The organism is Comamonas sp. CMM03, from assembly GCF_019218715.1.
GTDB classification, from domain to species: domain Bacteria; phylum Pseudomonadota; class Gammaproteobacteria; order Burkholderiales; family Burkholderiaceae_C; genus Comamonas; species Comamonas terrigena.
Map to the genome: position 1 here is coordinate 460,204 of NZ_JAHUXB010000001.1, position 15,609 is coordinate 475,812.

General features: G+C 62.0%; 14 protein-coding genes. 9 read left to right on the forward strand and 5 right to left on the reverse strand.

Features of this window, described 5'->3' with window-relative positions; all coding sequences use genetic code 11:
• Window positions 1-409: 409 nt before the first annotated feature.
• The gene (locus KW830_RS02185; RefSeq protein ID WP_255578042.1) at window positions 410-1,117 is read right to left on the reverse strand and encodes a response regulator; all 708 of its coding nucleotides are present in this window, start codon (window positions 1,115-1,117) and stop codon (window positions 410-412) included.
• Window positions 1,114-2,610 carry an ATP-binding protein gene (locus KW830_RS02190; RefSeq protein ID WP_370626074.1) on the reverse strand — a complete coding sequence of 499 codons (1,497 nt, stop codon included), beginning with the start codon at window positions 2,608-2,610 and terminating at the stop codon, window positions 1,114-1,116. Before KW830_RS02190 ends, KW830_RS02185 begins: the two co-directional genes overlap by 4 nt.
• 123 nt (window positions 2,611-2,733) lie before the next feature.
• On the opposite strand from KW830_RS02190, the gene KW830_RS02195 reads away from it, so the two are divergent.
• The 6 genes from KW830_RS02195 to KW830_RS02220 all read left to right on the forward strand — a co-directional run bounded on the left by KW830_RS02195 (window position 2,734) and on the right by KW830_RS02220 (window position 10,512).
• Window positions 2,734-4,026, forward strand: coding sequence for an efflux RND transporter periplasmic adaptor subunit (locus KW830_RS02195; protein WP_218331893.1), 1,293 nt, complete (start codon window positions 2,734-2,736; stop codon window positions 4,024-4,026).
• 12 nt (window positions 4,027-4,038) lie between these two features.
• Entirely contained in the window at window positions 4,039-7,194 is a 3,156-nt protein-coding gene (locus tag KW830_RS02200) for an efflux RND transporter permease subunit (protein WP_218331895.1), read from the forward strand.
• Window positions 7,191-8,651: an efflux transporter outer membrane subunit gene (locus KW830_RS02205; RefSeq protein WP_255578043.1), complete on the forward strand. Its 1,461-nt coding sequence runs from the start codon at window positions 7,191-7,193 to the stop codon at window positions 8,649-8,651. Before KW830_RS02200 ends, KW830_RS02205 begins: the two co-directional genes overlap by 4 nt.
• A gap of 314 nt (window positions 8,652-8,965) precedes the next feature.
• Window positions 8,966-9,235, forward strand: a complete 270-nt coding sequence (locus tag KW830_RS02210; protein WP_218331897.1) for a hypothetical protein — start codon at window positions 8,966-8,968, stop codon at window positions 9,233-9,235.
• A 202-nt stretch (window positions 9,236-9,437) separates the two neighbouring features.
• Complete coding sequence (locus KW830_RS02215) at window positions 9,438-9,938, forward strand: DUF2199 domain-containing protein (RefSeq protein WP_218331899.1); 501 nt, start codon at window positions 9,438-9,440, stop codon at window positions 9,936-9,938.
• Between the two features lie 40 nt (window positions 9,939-9,978).
• Window positions 9,979-10,512: an O-acetyl-ADP-ribose deacetylase gene (locus tag KW830_RS02220; protein ID WP_218331901.1), complete on the forward strand. Its 534-nt coding sequence runs from the start codon at window positions 9,979-9,981 to the stop codon at window positions 10,510-10,512.
• Window positions 10,513-10,975: 463 nt separating this feature from the next.
• Here KW830_RS02220 and KW830_RS02225 read toward each other — a convergent pair whose 3' ends face one another.
• On the reverse strand, window positions 10,976-11,158 hold the full coding sequence (locus KW830_RS02225; protein ID WP_218332593.1) for a phage integrase N-terminal SAM-like domain-containing protein: 183 nt from the start codon (window positions 11,156-11,158) through the stop codon (window positions 10,976-10,978).
• A gap of 176 nt (window positions 11,159-11,334) precedes the next feature.
• Between KW830_RS02225 and KW830_RS02230 the strand changes: the two genes are divergently transcribed.
• The gene (locus KW830_RS02230; RefSeq protein WP_218331903.1) at window positions 11,335-12,330 is read left to right on the forward strand and encodes a DUF4917 family protein; all 996 of its coding nucleotides are present in this window, start codon (window positions 11,335-11,337) and stop codon (window positions 12,328-12,330) included.
• Window positions 12,331-12,488: 158 nt separating this feature from the next.
• Window positions 12,489-13,244, forward strand: a complete 756-nt coding sequence (locus KW830_RS02235; RefSeq protein ID WP_218331905.1) for a hypothetical protein — start codon at window positions 12,489-12,491, stop codon at window positions 13,242-13,244.
• An 8-nt stretch (window positions 13,245-13,252) separates the two neighbouring features.
• Here the strand turns inward: KW830_RS02235 and KW830_RS02240 are convergent, their stop codons facing one another.
• On the reverse strand, window positions 13,253-13,642 hold the full coding sequence (locus KW830_RS02240) for a hypothetical protein (protein WP_218331907.1): 390 nt from the start codon (window positions 13,640-13,642) through the stop codon (window positions 13,253-13,255).
• A 238-nt stretch (window positions 13,643-13,880) separates the two neighbouring features.
• Complete coding sequence (locus tag KW830_RS02245) at window positions 13,881-14,498, reverse strand: LysE family transporter (protein ID WP_218332594.1); 618 nt, start codon at window positions 14,496-14,498, stop codon at window positions 13,881-13,883.
• A 66-nt stretch (window positions 14,499-14,564) separates the two neighbouring features.
• Here KW830_RS02245 and KW830_RS02250 point away from each other — a divergent pair, with 66 nt between their 5' ends.
• The gene (locus KW830_RS02250; RefSeq protein ID WP_218331909.1) at window positions 14,565-15,488 is read left to right on the forward strand and encodes a LysR family transcriptional regulator; all 924 of its coding nucleotides are present in this window, start codon (window positions 14,565-14,567) and stop codon (window positions 15,486-15,488) included.
• Window positions 15,489-15,609 lie beyond the last annotated feature (121 nt).

Below are 15,609 nucleotides of genomic sequence, written 5' to 3' on the forward strand. Positions count from 1 at the left end.
CGCGCGATGCCAGAAAGGACTGCACAGAATTCGCCAAGGTGGACCCTGATGGCGCGTGCTGCGGTCTTGCTGCGGCTGCGGCCCATGTCACCCCCGCACTGCCTTGGTCCACCAGCAACAGCCGCTCAGAGTTTCTTTATTTTGTACACAAATGGAAACATTTTAAGACATTTGGGTTTTGACCCCAAAAGCGGCCGATGCTGCCAGTGCGGCATTCCAGCGATCAGAGGCGGGCGCAGGTGGGTGCAGGGGAAGTAGAGGAACGGAGGTGCAGCGAAACGGAGGGCCGCCGAGGGCAGCACGCAGCCAGCCCTGTCCCATTTCCAGCCACATTTCCATTTCCCGTGCCGTTGCCCGCTTCACACAGCAGCAGCCGAGGCCGCACTGGCTGCTGCGGCGGCGGTGGGTATCAGACCGCCAGGTCCAGCCGGTAGCCCACGCCGTAGACCGAGCGGATGGGGTCTTCCTGGCCGCCGGTTTCCGTCAGCTTGCGCCGCAGGTTCTTGATGTGGCTGTCGACGGTGCGGTCGATGACGACGCGGTGGTCGGGGTACAGGTGGTTCAGCAGCTGTTCGCGCGGCCAGATGCGCACCGGGCTGGAGGCCAGCGCGCAGAGCAGGCGGAACTCCACCGGGGTGAGGTCCAGCTCCCGCCCGTGCAGGCGGGCGCGGAAGTTGGGTTCGTCGATCTGCAGCGGCTGCGCCCGGGGCGCCGGGGTCTGGCGGTAGCGGCGCAGCACGGTGCCCACGCGGGCAATGACCTCCCGGGGGCTGAAGGGCTTGCACACATAGTCGTCGGCACCGATCTGCAGGCCCAGCAGGCGGTCCACCTCGTCGACACGCGCGGTGACCATGATGATGGGCACCTGGCTGTGCGTACGCAGTTCCTGACACAGGCTGATGCCGTCGCGGTGGGGCAGCATCACGTCCAGCAGGATGAGGTCGTGCTGGCGCTGGGCATAGGCGGACATGACCTGGGCGCCATCCGCAATCCATTCGCAGCGGTAGCCGCTGGCGCGCAGGTAGTCGCAGAGCACGGCGGCCAGCCGGGGCTCGTCTTCCACGACCAGGACCAGGGCGTCGGTGGCGGCCGGGGTGGGGGAGGCGGGGGTATTCATGGCGACACCAGGGCAGGCAGGCGGATCACGATGCGCAGACCGCCCAGAGGGGAGGGGTGCGCCACAATCTCTCCGCCATGGGATTCGACGATGTTGCGGCAGATGGCCAGGCCCAGCCCGCTGCCGCCGCTGCTGCGGTTGCGCGAGGCATCCACGCGGTAGAAGCGCTCGAACAGGTGCGGGCGCGCGGCTTCGTCCACGCCGGGGGCAGAGTCTTCGATGCTGAGTTCGGCCATACCGGCCATGCCTGCGCTGCCTGCGGTTCCGGTGCTGCTGGTCAAAGCCAACCGGATCTGCCCGCCCGGATGGGTGTAGCGGATGGAGTTTTCCAGCAGGTTGGACAGCAGCTGCTGCAGGCGCGATTCGTCCCCCTGAATAAACAGGGGCTGGCCGTTGCTGGAGAAGCTCAGGGTCAGGCCGCTGTCGCGGGCGCGGGCCTGCATGGTCATGGCGCAGTGCTGGGCAATGCGGTGCAGGTCCAGCGCTTCAAAGGTGTAGCGGAATTCGCCGGTCTGGGTGACGGCCAGCTCATGCAGGTCGTCCACCAGCTTGTTCAGCTGGGTCACTTCGCTTTGCAGCGGCGCCAGTGTGTCCACCTGCAGGGGGCGTATGCCGTCCTGTATGGCTTCCAGCTCGGCCTTGAGCACGGCCAGGGGCGTGCGCAGCTCGTGCGAGATATCGGCCATGAAGGCGCGGCGGTTGTGTTCGATGTTCTCCAGCTTGCCGGCCAGCTGCGAGATGTCGCTGGCCAGCTGGTCCAGCTCGTCCCGGTCGCGCATGGGCAGGCGCTGGGAATAGTCACCCAGGGCCAGGCGGTGCACAAACTGGGCAATCACCTTCAGCCGCCGCAGCAGCGTGCCGGTCAGCAGCCAGGCCAGCAGCGCCGCCACCACGACCGAGGCCGCGCCATTGAGCCAGCGGGCGCGCAGCTGCGCTTCGTAAAAGCGCACATCGCCGGCCGCAATGGCGTTTTCGAACGGCACCATGGCCAGCCAGCCGACCCGCTCGCCCTGGGCGGTCTGCAGCGGCAGGCGTATGGCGTCGGCCGCCGCGGCGTTGGCGTTGCCGATGACGATGTGGCCATCCCGGTCCAGCAGGGCAAAGCGCAGGATGGCGCCGGTCTGGTCGGACACCGGGGGCACGATGGCGGTGATTTCCTGGCCCATGGCGGGCGGGCGCATCAGCGCAAACCAGGCATCCGGGTTCTGGCGGGCAAATTCCCAGCTGTTGCCGTGGCTGGCGTAGGCGGCATTGATGCGGGGGATTACCTCTTGCATGCGGGCCACGCCTTGCTCGTTGAGGTAGCCCATGAAGTCGCGCACAAAGGAGATGCGCACAAAGACGGCGTTGACCACCAGCACCAGCACGCAGGCCGCCAGAATGGCCAGAAACAGCTTGAAGGACAGCCTGAGCTTGATGCGCATGGGACAGATGGGTGGCGGAAGGTGGTGGGGCAGGGCGATGGCGGTGGGTGTAGGAGCCGGGATCGCCATTGGGCGCCATCGCCGGGGCAGCGTCAACCGGCGTGACCGGTGCAGGCAGGGGCGCCGGGTCTTCCATATTTCCTGCACATTTGCGGGCCAGCATGGGGCATCTGCATTGATGTCTTATCTCCCATGGCTTTGTCTGCATCCACTTTTTCGCCCCAGCGGTCCTGGTGCCGCCTGTCTGTTGTTTCCATTGCGCTGGCCAGCGCGGGCTGGCTGTCCGGCTGCCAGCCCCAGCAGCAGGGTCTGCCGCCCCTGGGCGAGGCCGTGGTCGGGGTGCAGGTCATCCAGGCGCAGTCGCTGGTGATGGAGCAGTCGCTGGCAGGGCGTTCCGCCGCGCACATGGTCTCCGAGGTGCGCCCGCAGGTAGGGGGCATCATCCTCAAGCGCCTGTTCGACGAGGGCCAGCAGGTCAAGGCCGGGCAGGTGCTCTACCAGATCGACCCGCGCACCTATGAAGCCAGCCTGGAAAGCGCCAAGGCCCAGCTGGCGCAGGCCGAGGCCGCCGTGCTGGCGGCCAAGCCCAAGGCCGAGCGCTACCAGAACCTGGTGGGCATAGACGCCATCAGCAAGCAGGACGGCGACGATGCCCTGGCCACGCTGCGCCAGAACGAGGCCGCCGTGGTGGCAGCGCGCGCGGCGGTGAAGACGGCGCAGATCAATCTGGACTACACCAAGGTCACCGCGCCCATCAGCGGGCGCATCGGTACCTCCACCTACACCCCCGGCGCCCTGGTGACGGCCGGCCAGACGGCCGCGCTGACCACCATCCAGCAGCTGAACCCGATCTATGTGGATGTGACCCAGACCAGCGCCCAGCTGCTGGGGCTGCGCAAGCAGATTGCCAGCGGGGCGCTGAAGGCCGTCAACGGCAAGGTGGCGGTGCGCATCATTTTGGAAGACGGCAGCGAGCTGGCCGACAGCGGCACGCTGGAGTTTGTGGGTACTTCGGTGGACACCGGCACCGGCAATGTGTCGCTGCGCGCCGTGGTCCCCAACCCCGACGGCCTGCTGCTGCCTGGCACCTATGTGAAGGCGGTGGTGCCCGCCGCGGTGAACGAGCAGGCCATTCTGGTGTCGCAAAGCGCGGTGACCCGCAATACCAAGGGGGAGCCGGTGGTCAAGCTGGTGGGCCAGGACGGTAAGGTGGAAGAGCGCCGGATTGAAACCGGTGATGCGATCAAGGACCAGTGGGTGGTCACCACCGGGCTGAAGGCGGGTGAGCAACTGATCACCAGCGGCGCCACCAAGGTGCGGGGCGGGCAGCAGGTGAAGACCGCGCCGGCGGAGCAGGCAGCACAGGAGCAGCCGGCGCCCACGGATGCCAAGGCGCCGCAGGCAGCGCAGGCCGCTGCGTCCACGGCAGCTGCAGCATCCGCTGCAGCGGATGCGCCCACCGCATCCACCGGCACGCCGCAATAAGAAGGAGCCTCCATGTCACGCTTCTTCATCGACAGGCCGATTTTTGCCTGGGTGATTGCCATTGTCATCACGCTGTCGGGTCTGCTGTCCATCACCACCTTGCCGGTGGAGCAATACCCCGACATCGCCCCACCTTCGGTCACCATCCGCGCCACCTACACCGGTGCGTCGGCGCAGACCACGGAAAACTCGGTCACGCAGGTGATCGAGCAGAACATGACCGGGCTGGACAACCTGCTGTACATGAACTCCAGCAGCACGTCCTCGGGCTCGGCCCAGGTCACGCTGACCTTTGCCTCCGGCACCGACCCGGACATTGCCCAGGTGCAGGTGCAGAACAAGCTGCAGCAGGCCCAGTCCAAGCTGCCGGACACGGTGCAGTCCACCGGGGTGACGGTGACCAAGTCCTCGGGCAGCATCTCCATGGTGCTGGCCTTCTACTCCGAAGACGGCAGCATGGACGGCACCGACATTGCCGACTACATGTCGTCCTCCATCAAGGACCCCATCAGCCGCCTCAACGGCGTGGGCAATGTGCAGATCATGGGGGCCGAATATGCGATGCGCATCTGGCTGGACCCCGAGAAGATGCGCACCTATGCGCTGATGCCGTCGGATGTGACCGCCGCGCTGCAGGCGCAGAACGCCGATGTGTCTTCCGGCTCGCTGGGCGAGGTGCCGGCGGTGGACGGCCAGGCGCTGAACGCCACGGTCAAGTCGCGCAACCGCCTGCAGACGCCCGAGCAGTTCAAGAACATTGTGGTCAAGTCCGACAGCCGGGGCGCCGTGGTGCGCCTGTCGGACGTGGCGCGGGTGGAGCTGGGCAGCCAGTCCTATGCCACGGTGGGCAAGTTCAACGGCAAGCCCGCCGCCGCCCTGGGGGTGGAGCTGGCATCGGGTGCCAACGCCATGAAGGTGTCGGAACTGGTGGACGCCAAGCTCAAGGAACTGCAGCCGTACTTCCCCAGCGGCCTGCACTACGAGGTGGCACACAGCACCACACCGTTTGTGAAGATCTCCATCCAGGAAGTGGTGCAGACGCTGGTGGAAGCCATTGTGCTGGTGGTGGCCATCATGTACCTGTTCCTGCAGAACTGGCGCGTGACGCTGATCCCGGCCATTGCCGTGCCGGTGGTGCTGATGGGCACGTTCGGCGTGCTGGCCAGCCTGGGGTATTCGATCAACACCCTGTCCATGTTCGCCATGGTGCTGGCCATCGGCCTGCTGGTGGACGATGCCATTGTGGTGGTGGAAAACGTGGAGCGGGTGATGAGCGAGGAGGGCCTGTCCCCCTACGAGGCCACGCGCAAGTCCATGGGCCAGATCACGGGCGCGCTGGTGGGCATTGCGCTGGTGCTGACGGCGGTGTTCCTGCCCATGGCGTTCTTTGGTGGCTCCACCGGGGCCATCTACCGCCAGTTCTCCATCACCATCGCCTCGGCCATGCTGCTGTCGGTGCTGGTGGCCATGACGCTGACCCCCGCGCTGTGCGCCAGCATGCTCAAGCCGATTGAAAAAGGCGGCCATGTCACGCAGCGCGGCCCGCTGGGGCGTTTCTTTGCCTGGTTCAACACCCGCTTTGACGGCCTGTCCCACAGCTATGCGCGCGGCGTGGCCGTGCTGACCCGGCGCCGCTGGGCTGGGGTGGCGGTGTTTGCCGTGGTGCTGGGCGTGATGGCGGTACTGTTCATGCGCCTGCCCACATCCTTCCTGCCGGAAGAAGACCAGGGCGCGCTGTTTGTGCAGGTGAAGCTGCCTTCCGGATCCACCCAGCAGCAGACGCTGAAGGTGATGGACGAGGTGTCCGCCTATGTGCGCCAGCAGCCCGAGGTGGATTCCACCATGGCGGTGTCCGGCTTCAGCTTCAGCGGCGCCGGGCAGAACGCGGGCATGGCCTTTGTGCGGCTTAAGGACTGGAGCCAGCGCCAGGCCGATGCCACGTCCATCGGTAACCGCATCACCATGGCCATGATGCAGAAGTACAGCGACGCGCAGATCTTTGCCATGGCGCCTTCGGGCATTCCGGGGCTGGGGCAGAGCGCGGGCTTCACCCTGCAGCTGCTGGACCAGGGCGGTGCCGGCCACGAGGCCCTGGTGGCCGCACGCCAGCAGCTGCTGGCGCTCGCCGCCAAGAGCGACAAGGTGCAGTCGGTGCGCTACGGCAGCCTGGAAGACGCGCCCACCTTCGATGTGCAGATTGACGACGCCAAGGCCGGGGCGCTGAGCCTGTCGCAAAGCAATATCAACAGCACCTTGGCCACGGCGCTGGGCAGCACCTATGTGAACGACTTTGTGAACCGGGGCCGCATCAAGAAGGTCTATGTGCAGGGCGAGGCGGATGCCCGCATGCTGCCCGGGGACCTGGGGCGCTGGTCGGTGCGCAACAACAACGGGGACATGGTGCCGTTCTCGGCCTTCTCCACCACCAGCTGGAGCAGTGCCCCGGCCGCGCTGGCGCGCTTCAACGGCACATCGGCCATGGAAATCAGCGGCCAGGCCGCCCCGGGCGTGAGTTCGGGCGAGGCCATGCTGGAGATGGCGCGCCTGGTGCAGGAAGTGCCGGGCGGCTTTGGCCTGGCGTGGTCCGGCCTGTCCTACCAGGAACAGCAATCGGGCTCGCAGGCGCCGCTGCTGTATGCCATCTCGCTGCTGTTCGTCTTCCTGTGCCTGGCTGCCTTGTATGAGAGCTGGTCCATCCCGTTCTCGGTGATGCTGGCGGTGCCCATCGGCGTGGTCGGGGCCTTGCTGTTCACGGCGGTGCGCGGGCTGTCCAACGACGTGTACTTCCAGGTGGGGCTGCTGGCCACCATCGGCCTGGCGGCCAAGAACGGCATCCTGATTGTGGAGTTTGCCAAGGAGCTGCAGGACAAGCATGGCATGCCCCTGGTGCAGGCCACGCTGCAGGCGGCGCAGCAGCGGCTGCGCCCGATTGTGATGACCTCGCTGGCCTTCATGCTGGGGGTGCTGCCCCTGGTGGTCAGCTCGGGCGCGGGCTCGGGCGGGCGCCATTCGCTGGGCACGGGCGTGCTGGGCGGTACCCTGGCCTCGACCCTGTTCGGCATCTTCTTTGTGCCGCTGTTCTATGTGATTGTGCGCAGCCTGATGCCAGGCCAGCGCAAGGCGGCCGGGCAGCAAGCTGCCGGCACGCAGACGGGAGTGAACCCATGAAAGTGAATGCAAACCCCATGCCCCGGCGTGCACTGCAGGCCGTGGCCTGCGCCGCGCTGCTGGCGCTGGCCGGCTGCGCCAGCATGGCGCCGGTCTATGAACGCCCGGCCTTGCCGGTGCAGCCCAGCGTGGGCGGCGAGGTCGGAGGCGGCGTTACTGACCATGGTGCTGCGGGTGGTGCCCAGGCACAGGAGCAGGCCGCCGCACTGGCCGCGCTGCAGTGGCAGCAGGTCTTTACCGACCCGCGGCTGCAGCAGGTGATCGACGCCGCGCTGGCCCACAGCCGGGACCTGCGGGTGAGCCTGCTGAATGTGGAAAAGGCCCAGGCCCAGTACCGCATCCAGTCGGCCAGCCTGTTCCCCAGCGTGGCGGCCAGCGCCAGCCAGACCAATGCGCGCAGCGCGGTGGTGGCCGGGGGCGAGGCGCAGGGCCAGACCAGCCGCAGCGGCGGTCTGAGCGTGGGCTTTACCAGCTGGGAGCTGGACCTGTTCGGCCGCGTGCGCAGCCTGAAGGACGAGGCGCTGGAGAACTACCTGTCCCTGGCCCAGACCGGGCGCAGCACCCGCATCAGCCTGATCGCCCAGGTGGCGAGCAACTGGCTGAATGTGGGCGCCTACGGGCAGCGCCTGGAGCTGGCCCGCGAGACCCTGGCCAGCCAGCGCAAGACGCTGGAGCTGACGCAGGCCAAGCACCAGTTCGGCGTGGCCTCCGCCGTGGATGTGAGCCAGGTGCAGACCAGCGTGGAAAGCGCCCGCGCCGATGTGGCCAGCTACACCACGGCGCTGGAGCAGGCGCGCCATGCGCTGGACCTGGCCGTGGGCTCGCACGTGGCCGATGCGCTGCTGCCGCGCACCACCAGCACCGGCGATGTGGCGCTGGCGCGCCTGCCCGATGCGCTGTCGTCCGAAGTGCTGCTGCAGCGCCCGGATGTGATGGCGGCCGAACATGCCCTGAAAGCCGCCAACGCCGACATCGGCGCGGCGCGCGCGGCCTTCTTCCCCAAGGTGTCGCTGTCGGCATCGGCGGGCTATGGCAGTGACACCCTGGGCAATCTGTTCGATGCCGGAACGCGCACCTGGTCGTTTGTGCCCAGCATCTCGCTGCCCATCTTCAATGCGGGATCGCTCAAGGCCTCGCTGGATGTGGCGCAGATCCAGAAGAACATCTATGTGGCGCAGTACGAGAAAAGCATCCAGAGCGCCTTCGGCGAAGTGGCCGACGCGCTGAGCGCTCGCCGCCACATGGCCGAGCAGCTGGATGCCCAGCAGGCCCTGGTGCAGGCCGCGCAGACCAACTACGACCTGTCCGACGCGCGCTGGCGCAACGGCGTCAACAGCTACCTGCAGGCGCTGGATGCCCAGCGTTCGCTCTACAGCGCACGCCAGTCGCTGATCAGCCTGCAGCTCAGCGATCTGGTCAACCGGGTCACCCTCTACAAGGTGCTGGGCGCGGTGTGAGCTGGGGGCCGGCACCGCGGAGTTACGCAGAGGGGCATGGGAGGGGCTGCTGGCTTGCGGCTTTGGCACGCTCACGCTGCGCATCCGCGGTGAACGACGGTCAGGTGTCCACACAGCGCTGCGGGAGGGGGCGGCCGCCATCCTCTGCGCACGCTGTGTGGACCGGCCGTGGTCGATGCTCCCCGCCAGAACAGGCTGCAAAGGTGGTTCGTGTCTAATACGCCGGATTACTTTGAGGGGGCTTGTCGATGCGAATGCTGGTGGGGGCTGTGTGGCTCACGATCTCGTCTCTGTCTCTGGCGCAACAGGCGCCCATGTTGAATCAGCCCTTGCTGCGGGAGGCGATGGAGTTCTTGGTGAAGAACCCGTCGAGTGCCAAATTCGAAGAGGTGACGTACAAGCGCGGCCGGGAGCCCGGCGAATGGACCATGTGTGGCAGTGTCAGCGTAAAAAACAGCTACGGCAGCTATGCGGACTTCGAGCGATTTGTGGGAACGGTCATCATTGACGAGATGAAGCCCCACTACCTGGTTCACAGTGTGGGCGGCCTCTCCGACAAGTTGTGCCAATTGGAGGGGCTGTGACGCCCCCCGACTTTTCCGTCGGCGCTCCTGACGGCCTGGGCGTTCCTGCTCTCCGCCATGCGGGTCTTCCTGGTGCGGAGGCGGTTGCCAAGGCACGGCATGCGCCCCGGGGTAGCTTCATGCAGAAGCATGCGCAACGTGTCCCGCACCGCTCTGCCGGTCCCGTAAGATCGGCGGGATATATAGCGCTGGGGCCTGATGCATGAGCGGATTTGATTGTCGAACCTGTGGCCAACGCCACACCGAAATGCCGATGTGCCTGGGCGCAGACGCGCCGGCCCTGTGGTACGCGCTGCCTGAAGGTGAGCGTGCTGAACGCGCCTTTCTGTCCTCTGATGAATGCGTCATCGATGACGAGCATTTCTTTGTGCGCGGCCGCGTGGTGCTTCCCGTCGAGGGCGGCGCGGATTCCTTTGTCTGGCTGGTTTGGGTATCGCTGAGCGCGGCCAACTTCCAGAGAATGGGTGAGCTGTGGGAGACGGAAGGGCGTGAATCCGAGCCGCCGTACTTTGGCTGGCTGCAAAGCGCTTTGCCCTACGACGAATCCACGCTCAGCCTGAAAACTGCCGTGCACACCATGCCGCTGGGCGAGCGGCCTGAGATTGAAATCCAATCGGAAGGGCACCAGTTGGCGCTGGAACAGGTCCATGGCATCTCCATGGCAAGGGCCCAGGAAATCGTGGAGCGCGCGTTGCATGGATAAAGACAGATAAGCTGCCGTCACCTTTTGAAGCCGTACGCATATGCCCACACAACTGCACGCCATTTGCTCTGACATCACCAAGCTCCATGTGGGAGCGATCGTCAACGCAGCAAATTCATCGCTGCTGGGCGGCGGTGGGGTGGATGGGGCGATCCATCGTGCTGCGGGCCCAGAGCTGGTCCATGAATGCCGGCTGCTTGGCGGTTGCAAAACGGGGCATGCCAAGGTAACCAAGGCCTATCGCCTTTCTGCCGACTACATCATCCACACCGTAGGGCCTGTGTGGCAAGGCGGAAAAAGTGGCGAACCCGCATTGCTGGCGGATTGCTATCGCCGGTGCATCGCGCTGGCGGAGGAGCGTTCTGTTGTCTCTATCGCTTTTCCCAGTATCAGCACAGGCATATATGGCTACCCAATCCATCTTGCAGCACGCATCGCGGTCAGCACTGTCCAGGAAAGCCTGTCGGAGCATTCACCGATCGCAGAGGTAATCTTCTGCTGTTTTTCCCCAGAGGACCTGTTGCCGTACGAGCAGGTGTTGAAGAATCCGTCGCTGCCTCCGATGGACACTTGATTGGGGGGCGCCCTTTGGCTGTTTCTCATCGCGCGGTGGAGGCCGCAAGTCGCCTCCCAAGAGATTTCACTGAGCGATCGTGACGCGGCATAGTTCCATTTGCGCAAGGGATGGCTACGCTAATAGCAGGGGGCGTTGGAGTTATCTGTCAGCCTACGCACGAGCACGGCTATGAAGACTGCACGCTGAAGGTGGCGGTACTGCGAACGCTGGATGGCACCGGGAGCGCCTTGGCGTGGCTTGCGATTACGACCGAATAATTGGAGTGTCAGCGTGCAATTGTTCGACGTTACGCCGGAGTTTTTGTGAGTAGTACTGCGATGTCAGACGGGGACCAATCAGCCGGTTCATCTTCGCTCATTGCAGCAATTGTGAATAGCTGCTTCGGGCTGATAACAGGCCTCCGTGAAAGTCGGCAGCCGACCTTGAGCCGCCGTCCAGCTAGAAGCTCCAAAGCCGTCATTCATCTATGATGGCTAAAAAACCTTCGATTTCCAGTTGCCCCCATGTCTCGTGGATGCCGCAAGTCGCGCCATTTCACGAACATGCGCACCCCTTGCACGTAGGCCTGCTCGGTGCGCAGGCTATAGTGTTTGTAACGAATTCGCTCACGGTCCTTCCAACAGCCGTGTGGCGTGCAACGCAGGAGGGGCGGCGGGTTTCATGACTAAATTCAGCTCTGTTTTTTCATGCAGTACATCCGTCGTCAAGCAAGGCTACAAGCCCCTTTCCCCATTTTTTTTCGTGCCAATTTAGACCGCACGTGCCAGATATGGTCTGCGGCTTGGTGCGGTCTACATTACGTTAGGCCTCACACGACATATGACGTTCAAAATAAATAACTGGGCGGATATCCGCGAAAATTTCAACGGGACAATCGTTCTGGGCAACGGGGCGAGCATGGCTACAAGTCAGAAATTTTCATATAAATCTCTGCTCGACCATGTCACCCAGTCAGAAGCATTGGCAGATGATATAAATAGATTGTTTAGCTTCTTTAACACATCTGATTTTGAGCTCATACTAAGAATAGTTTGGCAAGCGACCAATGTAAACAAATCGTTAGGCATTGCCGACGCAAGAACACAAGAAGCATACATAAGGGTCAGGGAGTGCCTAATAAAGGCTGTTAGAGAAGTGCACCCAGAGCATGATGAGGTTTCTGAATCGCTTCCCAAAATATACGAATACTTAAAAAACTTCGATACAGTAATTTCCTTAAACTACGACCTCATCCCATATTGGGCTACAACGTATGGCCTAGACATCGAGGACGGTCATGCCTTCAAAGATTGCTTTATTTCAGGAAAATTTAACTCCAATTGGCAACGCTTCAAGCAGCCCATAGGGCGAGAAAAAAAAGTCTCACTGGTATTCTACCCACACGGAAATCTTGTTTTTTGCAGAAATAAGATTGAAGAGGAAACGAAGCTCCGCTCAAAAAGCCCAGGGCTCCTGGAGTCAGTGTTAACCGCGTGGGAAAGCGAAGAGTACGTCCCGCTTTTTGTCAGCGAAGGGACAATGGAGCAAAAAATCAGGTCCATTCAGGGTAGCCACTATCTCTCAACGGTCTACAGAGAGGTGCTGCCGGCCCCGAAATACAGCATAACAATATATGGGTGGGCTATTGGAGAGCATGACATTCATATACTTAGAAAACTCTACGACCCCTTACTCTCCAGAATGGCGATATCTGTTTATGGAAATGATCAAGCATACTGTAATAGAACATATCAAATCATTTCTCAGCATATGAAGCAAGATATCGATGTTTTTTTCTTCGATTCGCGCAGCCAAGGCTGCTGGAACAACGAATAACCCAATTTTAATGCCATGAAAATTGGCTTACCTGGTCGGTCAAGCGGGTGCCAGCAAGGGTCATGTCTTTGACATTCTCATGGCCCTTGTTGGTACCCTACGCACCTTTGGTGCTCCGGCGCCGCTTACCTTGGCCGTTATGTGAAAGGCTGAACTTGATGGAAAAGTTACCCGCAACATTGCTCCCGCCTCACCATGAATACACGGGGAATCTGTTATGGAGTGCGTCTAACGCAATTGGCCTAGAGTCAGAAATATATGAATCTATAAATCAGCTGCGAGAACTTGGTTATTGGGTAAGTGCATTCCCGGAAGGCGATGGAGTCACCTTTACAGATAATTCAAAAAATAAAAAAACTGATAATATTATTTCTGATATAAAGTCATGCTTTAAATGGTTGAGCATTTCTGTCGATCTATCAAAAATGGATCAAGCAGCCCCTAAGCGTTCACCGGTACCATCATTAGGGCATGAAGACCCCATAAAAATTAGCAAAGCCGATGTGGCGCTCACGCAACTGGAAGATGCGATTGATCTATTTATTATCGGCAAGCGACTTTCCTCGATCACATTGGCGGCAGCAGCTGACGGTATTTTTTCTGGGTTATTGAATCAAAATGGAAAGAAAAATGCTGCCGAAGAGACTTGGGAGAGTATTGAGCAAGCACGCAGAAGCACTGGAATAAATATTGCTGGAGATCGCAATAAGAAAGATGCTTTCAACGAATGGAATTGGCATCAAAACAGACTAAAGCATCATGATCATAGAGATGATGTGTGGCTCGAAATTAACGTCTTCGATCATGCATACTATGCAATAAAAAGAGCATTGGCCGATGCCGCTAATCTGGGTTTAAAGCCAAGAAACCAGTTCCAATTTGATAAATGGATGTTCGAGAACGTTTTCACATAACAATTGATTCAAGCGGACGCCTTCGGCGCCGCTTGAATAAAACGTTGAATGTCTGCTTTGCCTAAATGTCTCCGGCAGCTTATGGCTGAACGCAGTGCGGCGTCTTTCCCGCCAACCAGCTCGGTTGAAGCTTGGGCCATGGCCACGAGCAGGCGGGAGAACTCGTGCACATAGGGTTGGTCTGCACCCGCATCGTGTCGTTCACGAATGATTTGATAGCGGATGCTTTCGGGATAGGTGAAGCTGCTCACCATCAAATCGAACACCGTCACAGGGCCCTGACTGGTTTCGATGGACAGATGGCGATGGGATTCGTTGTAGCCCATGGCCTCCATTTGTTCGCATGCGCTGATGGCAGTCTCCATCATGGAGCGAATTAAATTCCAGTCAGTTTTCATACCGCTATCGACCCTGAAAATAGTGTCCCGAAAACGCCGGGTGGACCCAGGTGATGGGCGTGGCCACCCTGTGAGACTGGCATGCTACTGGGTTGCTGAGTGCCTCCAATACCCCAATGCCGCCGCCGACACCTTGTTGTGTGGTTGTGCCGTCTTTGCGGACGAGGCGTTGCCAGGGGGAGGGACTTGCCTCGTTTCTCTCAAAAACCGGCGGGTCGCTGGCTGCGCACGGCGTGCATCACCGCGAGCCGCTGGCCAGTCCCAGCATGACTCCAAAAACGACCAAGAGTCCGCCAAAGGCCCGGTCAATCCAGTGGCGCACGCCAAGCAGACGGGCACGCATGGCCCCGGCCGAGAAACACAGCGCCAGCAAGGCAAACCACGCGATGTGCGCCACCGAAATGAAAAGCCCGTAGCCCATTTGCACGCCCATCGGCGTGTCGGGCCGCACCACCTGCAGGAACAGACTCACGATGAACACGGTGGTCTTGGGGTTCAGGGCATTGGTCAGAAATCCGGTGCGCAAGGCCGCAAGGTCGGATAGGGGTACCGCCTGCGTAGCGTTCAGCTCGCCTGCCGGGCTGGATCTGAGCATCTTGACGCCAAGGTAGACCAGGTAGGCCGCGCCCGCCAACTTGATGGCATTGAACAGCCACAGGGACTGCAGGATCAGCAGGCCCACACCCACCAGGGTGTAGGTGACATGGACCAGCACGCCCAGCCCGATTCCCAGCGCCGTCAGCACACCGGCACGCCGGGACAGCAGCAGGCTGTTGCGGGTGACCATTGCAAAGTCGGGCCCAGGGCTCACTACGGCGAGCAAGGTGATGGTGATCACAGCTATCAGTTCAGTCATTTCAGAGATACCCACAGAATTAGAGATATAACCAATGCTATGGATGCTTGCGCCGTATGAATAACGATGTTTTCTGACAAAGATGGTGAGCATGACTCACCATTGAATGACTCGCGGCTACCTTCGCTGCTGGCACTGCGCTGCTTTGAAGCTGCGGCACGGCTGGAGCATTTCAGCCGTGCTGCCGATGAATTGCATCTGACGCACGGGGCGGTCAGCCGTGCCGTGCGCCTGCTGGAAGATGAACTGGGCGTGGCCCTGTTTGAACGGCGTGCCCGGCGGGTGTATCTGACGGGCGCGGGGCGCACCCTCGCGCAAGCGGTCAGCGGTGGCTTCAACCTGATGCGGAATGCGGTGGGCGAACTGCGCGCCAGCGCACGGCAGGAACGACGCTGGGTCCTGTCCTGCGAGCCCACGCTGCTGATGCGCTGGCTCATTCCACGGTGGCCGGACTTTCAGTCACGCCATCCGGACATCGACGTTCATCTGGTGGCTGGCGGCGGCCCGGTCTCGTTTGCCAGCGGTATTGACCTTGCGATACGCCGTGACGATTTCGCATGGCCTGCGAGCTACCACGCGGCCCCGCTTTTTGCGGAAAGGGTCGGTCCGGTCTGCCGCCCCGACAAGGTGAAGACGTGGTGCACCCCAAAGGGTAAGAAAACAGGGCCCGGCCCCACAGCACCTCTGCTGCACACGCGCACCCGGCCGGGTGCGTGGCAGGACTGGGCCGCTGCCACCGGGCGGACCTTGGCTGCGGGAACGGGGCAAAGCTTCGAGCACTTCTACTTCAGCCTGCAGGCCGCGGTCGCAGGCCTTGGGGTTGCCATCGGTTCCTGGCACATGGTGCGGGACGATATCGACAACGGCTTGCTGGCTGCTCCGCTGGGCTTTGTAGAAGACGGTTCGCACTACTGCCTGCTTTCGCCGCATGCTCTGGATGCGCACAGCCCCCAGGCGTCGCTGCTGGAATGGCTGAGGCACATGGACTGACCAACGCCCCCGCGATGCCGGGGCCGGCAGACCCGCCGATATGGCGCCCCATGGCCGAATGCCCTCGGTCACCCAGCCGATGCGGGCGGCAGGGGAGGCCGCACCTCAAGTGGTGCATCAC

Bases quoted from the DNA above. Each gene is read 5' to 3' on its own strand.
- KW830_RS02250 (WP_218331909.1), top strand. From the start codon at position 14,565: ATGTTTTCTGACAAAGATGGTGAGCATGACTCACCATTGAATGACTCG.
- KW830_RS02200 (WP_218331895.1), top strand. From the start codon at position 4,039: ATGTCACGCTTCTTCATCGACAGGCCGATTTTTGCCTGGGTGATTGCC.
- KW830_RS02235 (WP_218331905.1), top strand. From the start codon at position 12,489: ATGGAAAAGTTACCCGCAACATTGCTCCCGCCTCACCATGAATACACG.
- KW830_RS02215 (WP_218331899.1), top strand. From the start codon at position 9,438: ATGAGCGGATTTGATTGTCGAACCTGTGGCCAACGCCACACCGAAATG.
- KW830_RS02220 (WP_218331901.1), top strand. From the start codon at position 9,979: ATGCCCACACAACTGCACGCCATTTGCTCTGACATCACCAAGCTCCAT.
- KW830_RS02195 (WP_218331893.1), top strand. From the start codon at position 2,734: ATGGCTTTGTCTGCATCCACTTTTTCGCCCCAGCGGTCCTGGTGCCGC.
- KW830_RS02185 (WP_255578042.1), bottom strand. From the start codon at position 1,117: ATGAATACCCCCGCCTCCCCCACCCCGGCCGCCACCGACGCCCTGGTC.
- KW830_RS02230 (WP_218331903.1), top strand. From the start codon at position 11,335: ATGACGTTCAAAATAAATAACTGGGCGGATATCCGCGAAAATTTCAAC.
- KW830_RS02240 (WP_218331907.1), bottom strand. From the start codon at position 13,642: ATGAAAACTGACTGGAATTTAATTCGCTCCATGATGGAGACTGCCATC.
- KW830_RS02190 (WP_370626074.1), bottom strand. From the start codon at position 2,610: ATGGCGATCCCGGCTCCTACACCCACCGCCATCGCCCTGCCCCACCAC.
- KW830_RS02245 (WP_218332594.1), bottom strand. From the start codon at position 14,498: ATGACTGAACTGATAGCTGTGATCACCATCACCTTGCTCGCCGTAGTG.
- KW830_RS02205 (WP_255578043.1), top strand. From the start codon at position 7,191: ATGAAAGTGAATGCAAACCCCATGCCCCGGCGTGCACTGCAGGCCGTG.
- KW830_RS02210 (WP_218331897.1), top strand. From the start codon at position 8,966: ATGTTGAATCAGCCCTTGCTGCGGGAGGCGATGGAGTTCTTGGTGAAG.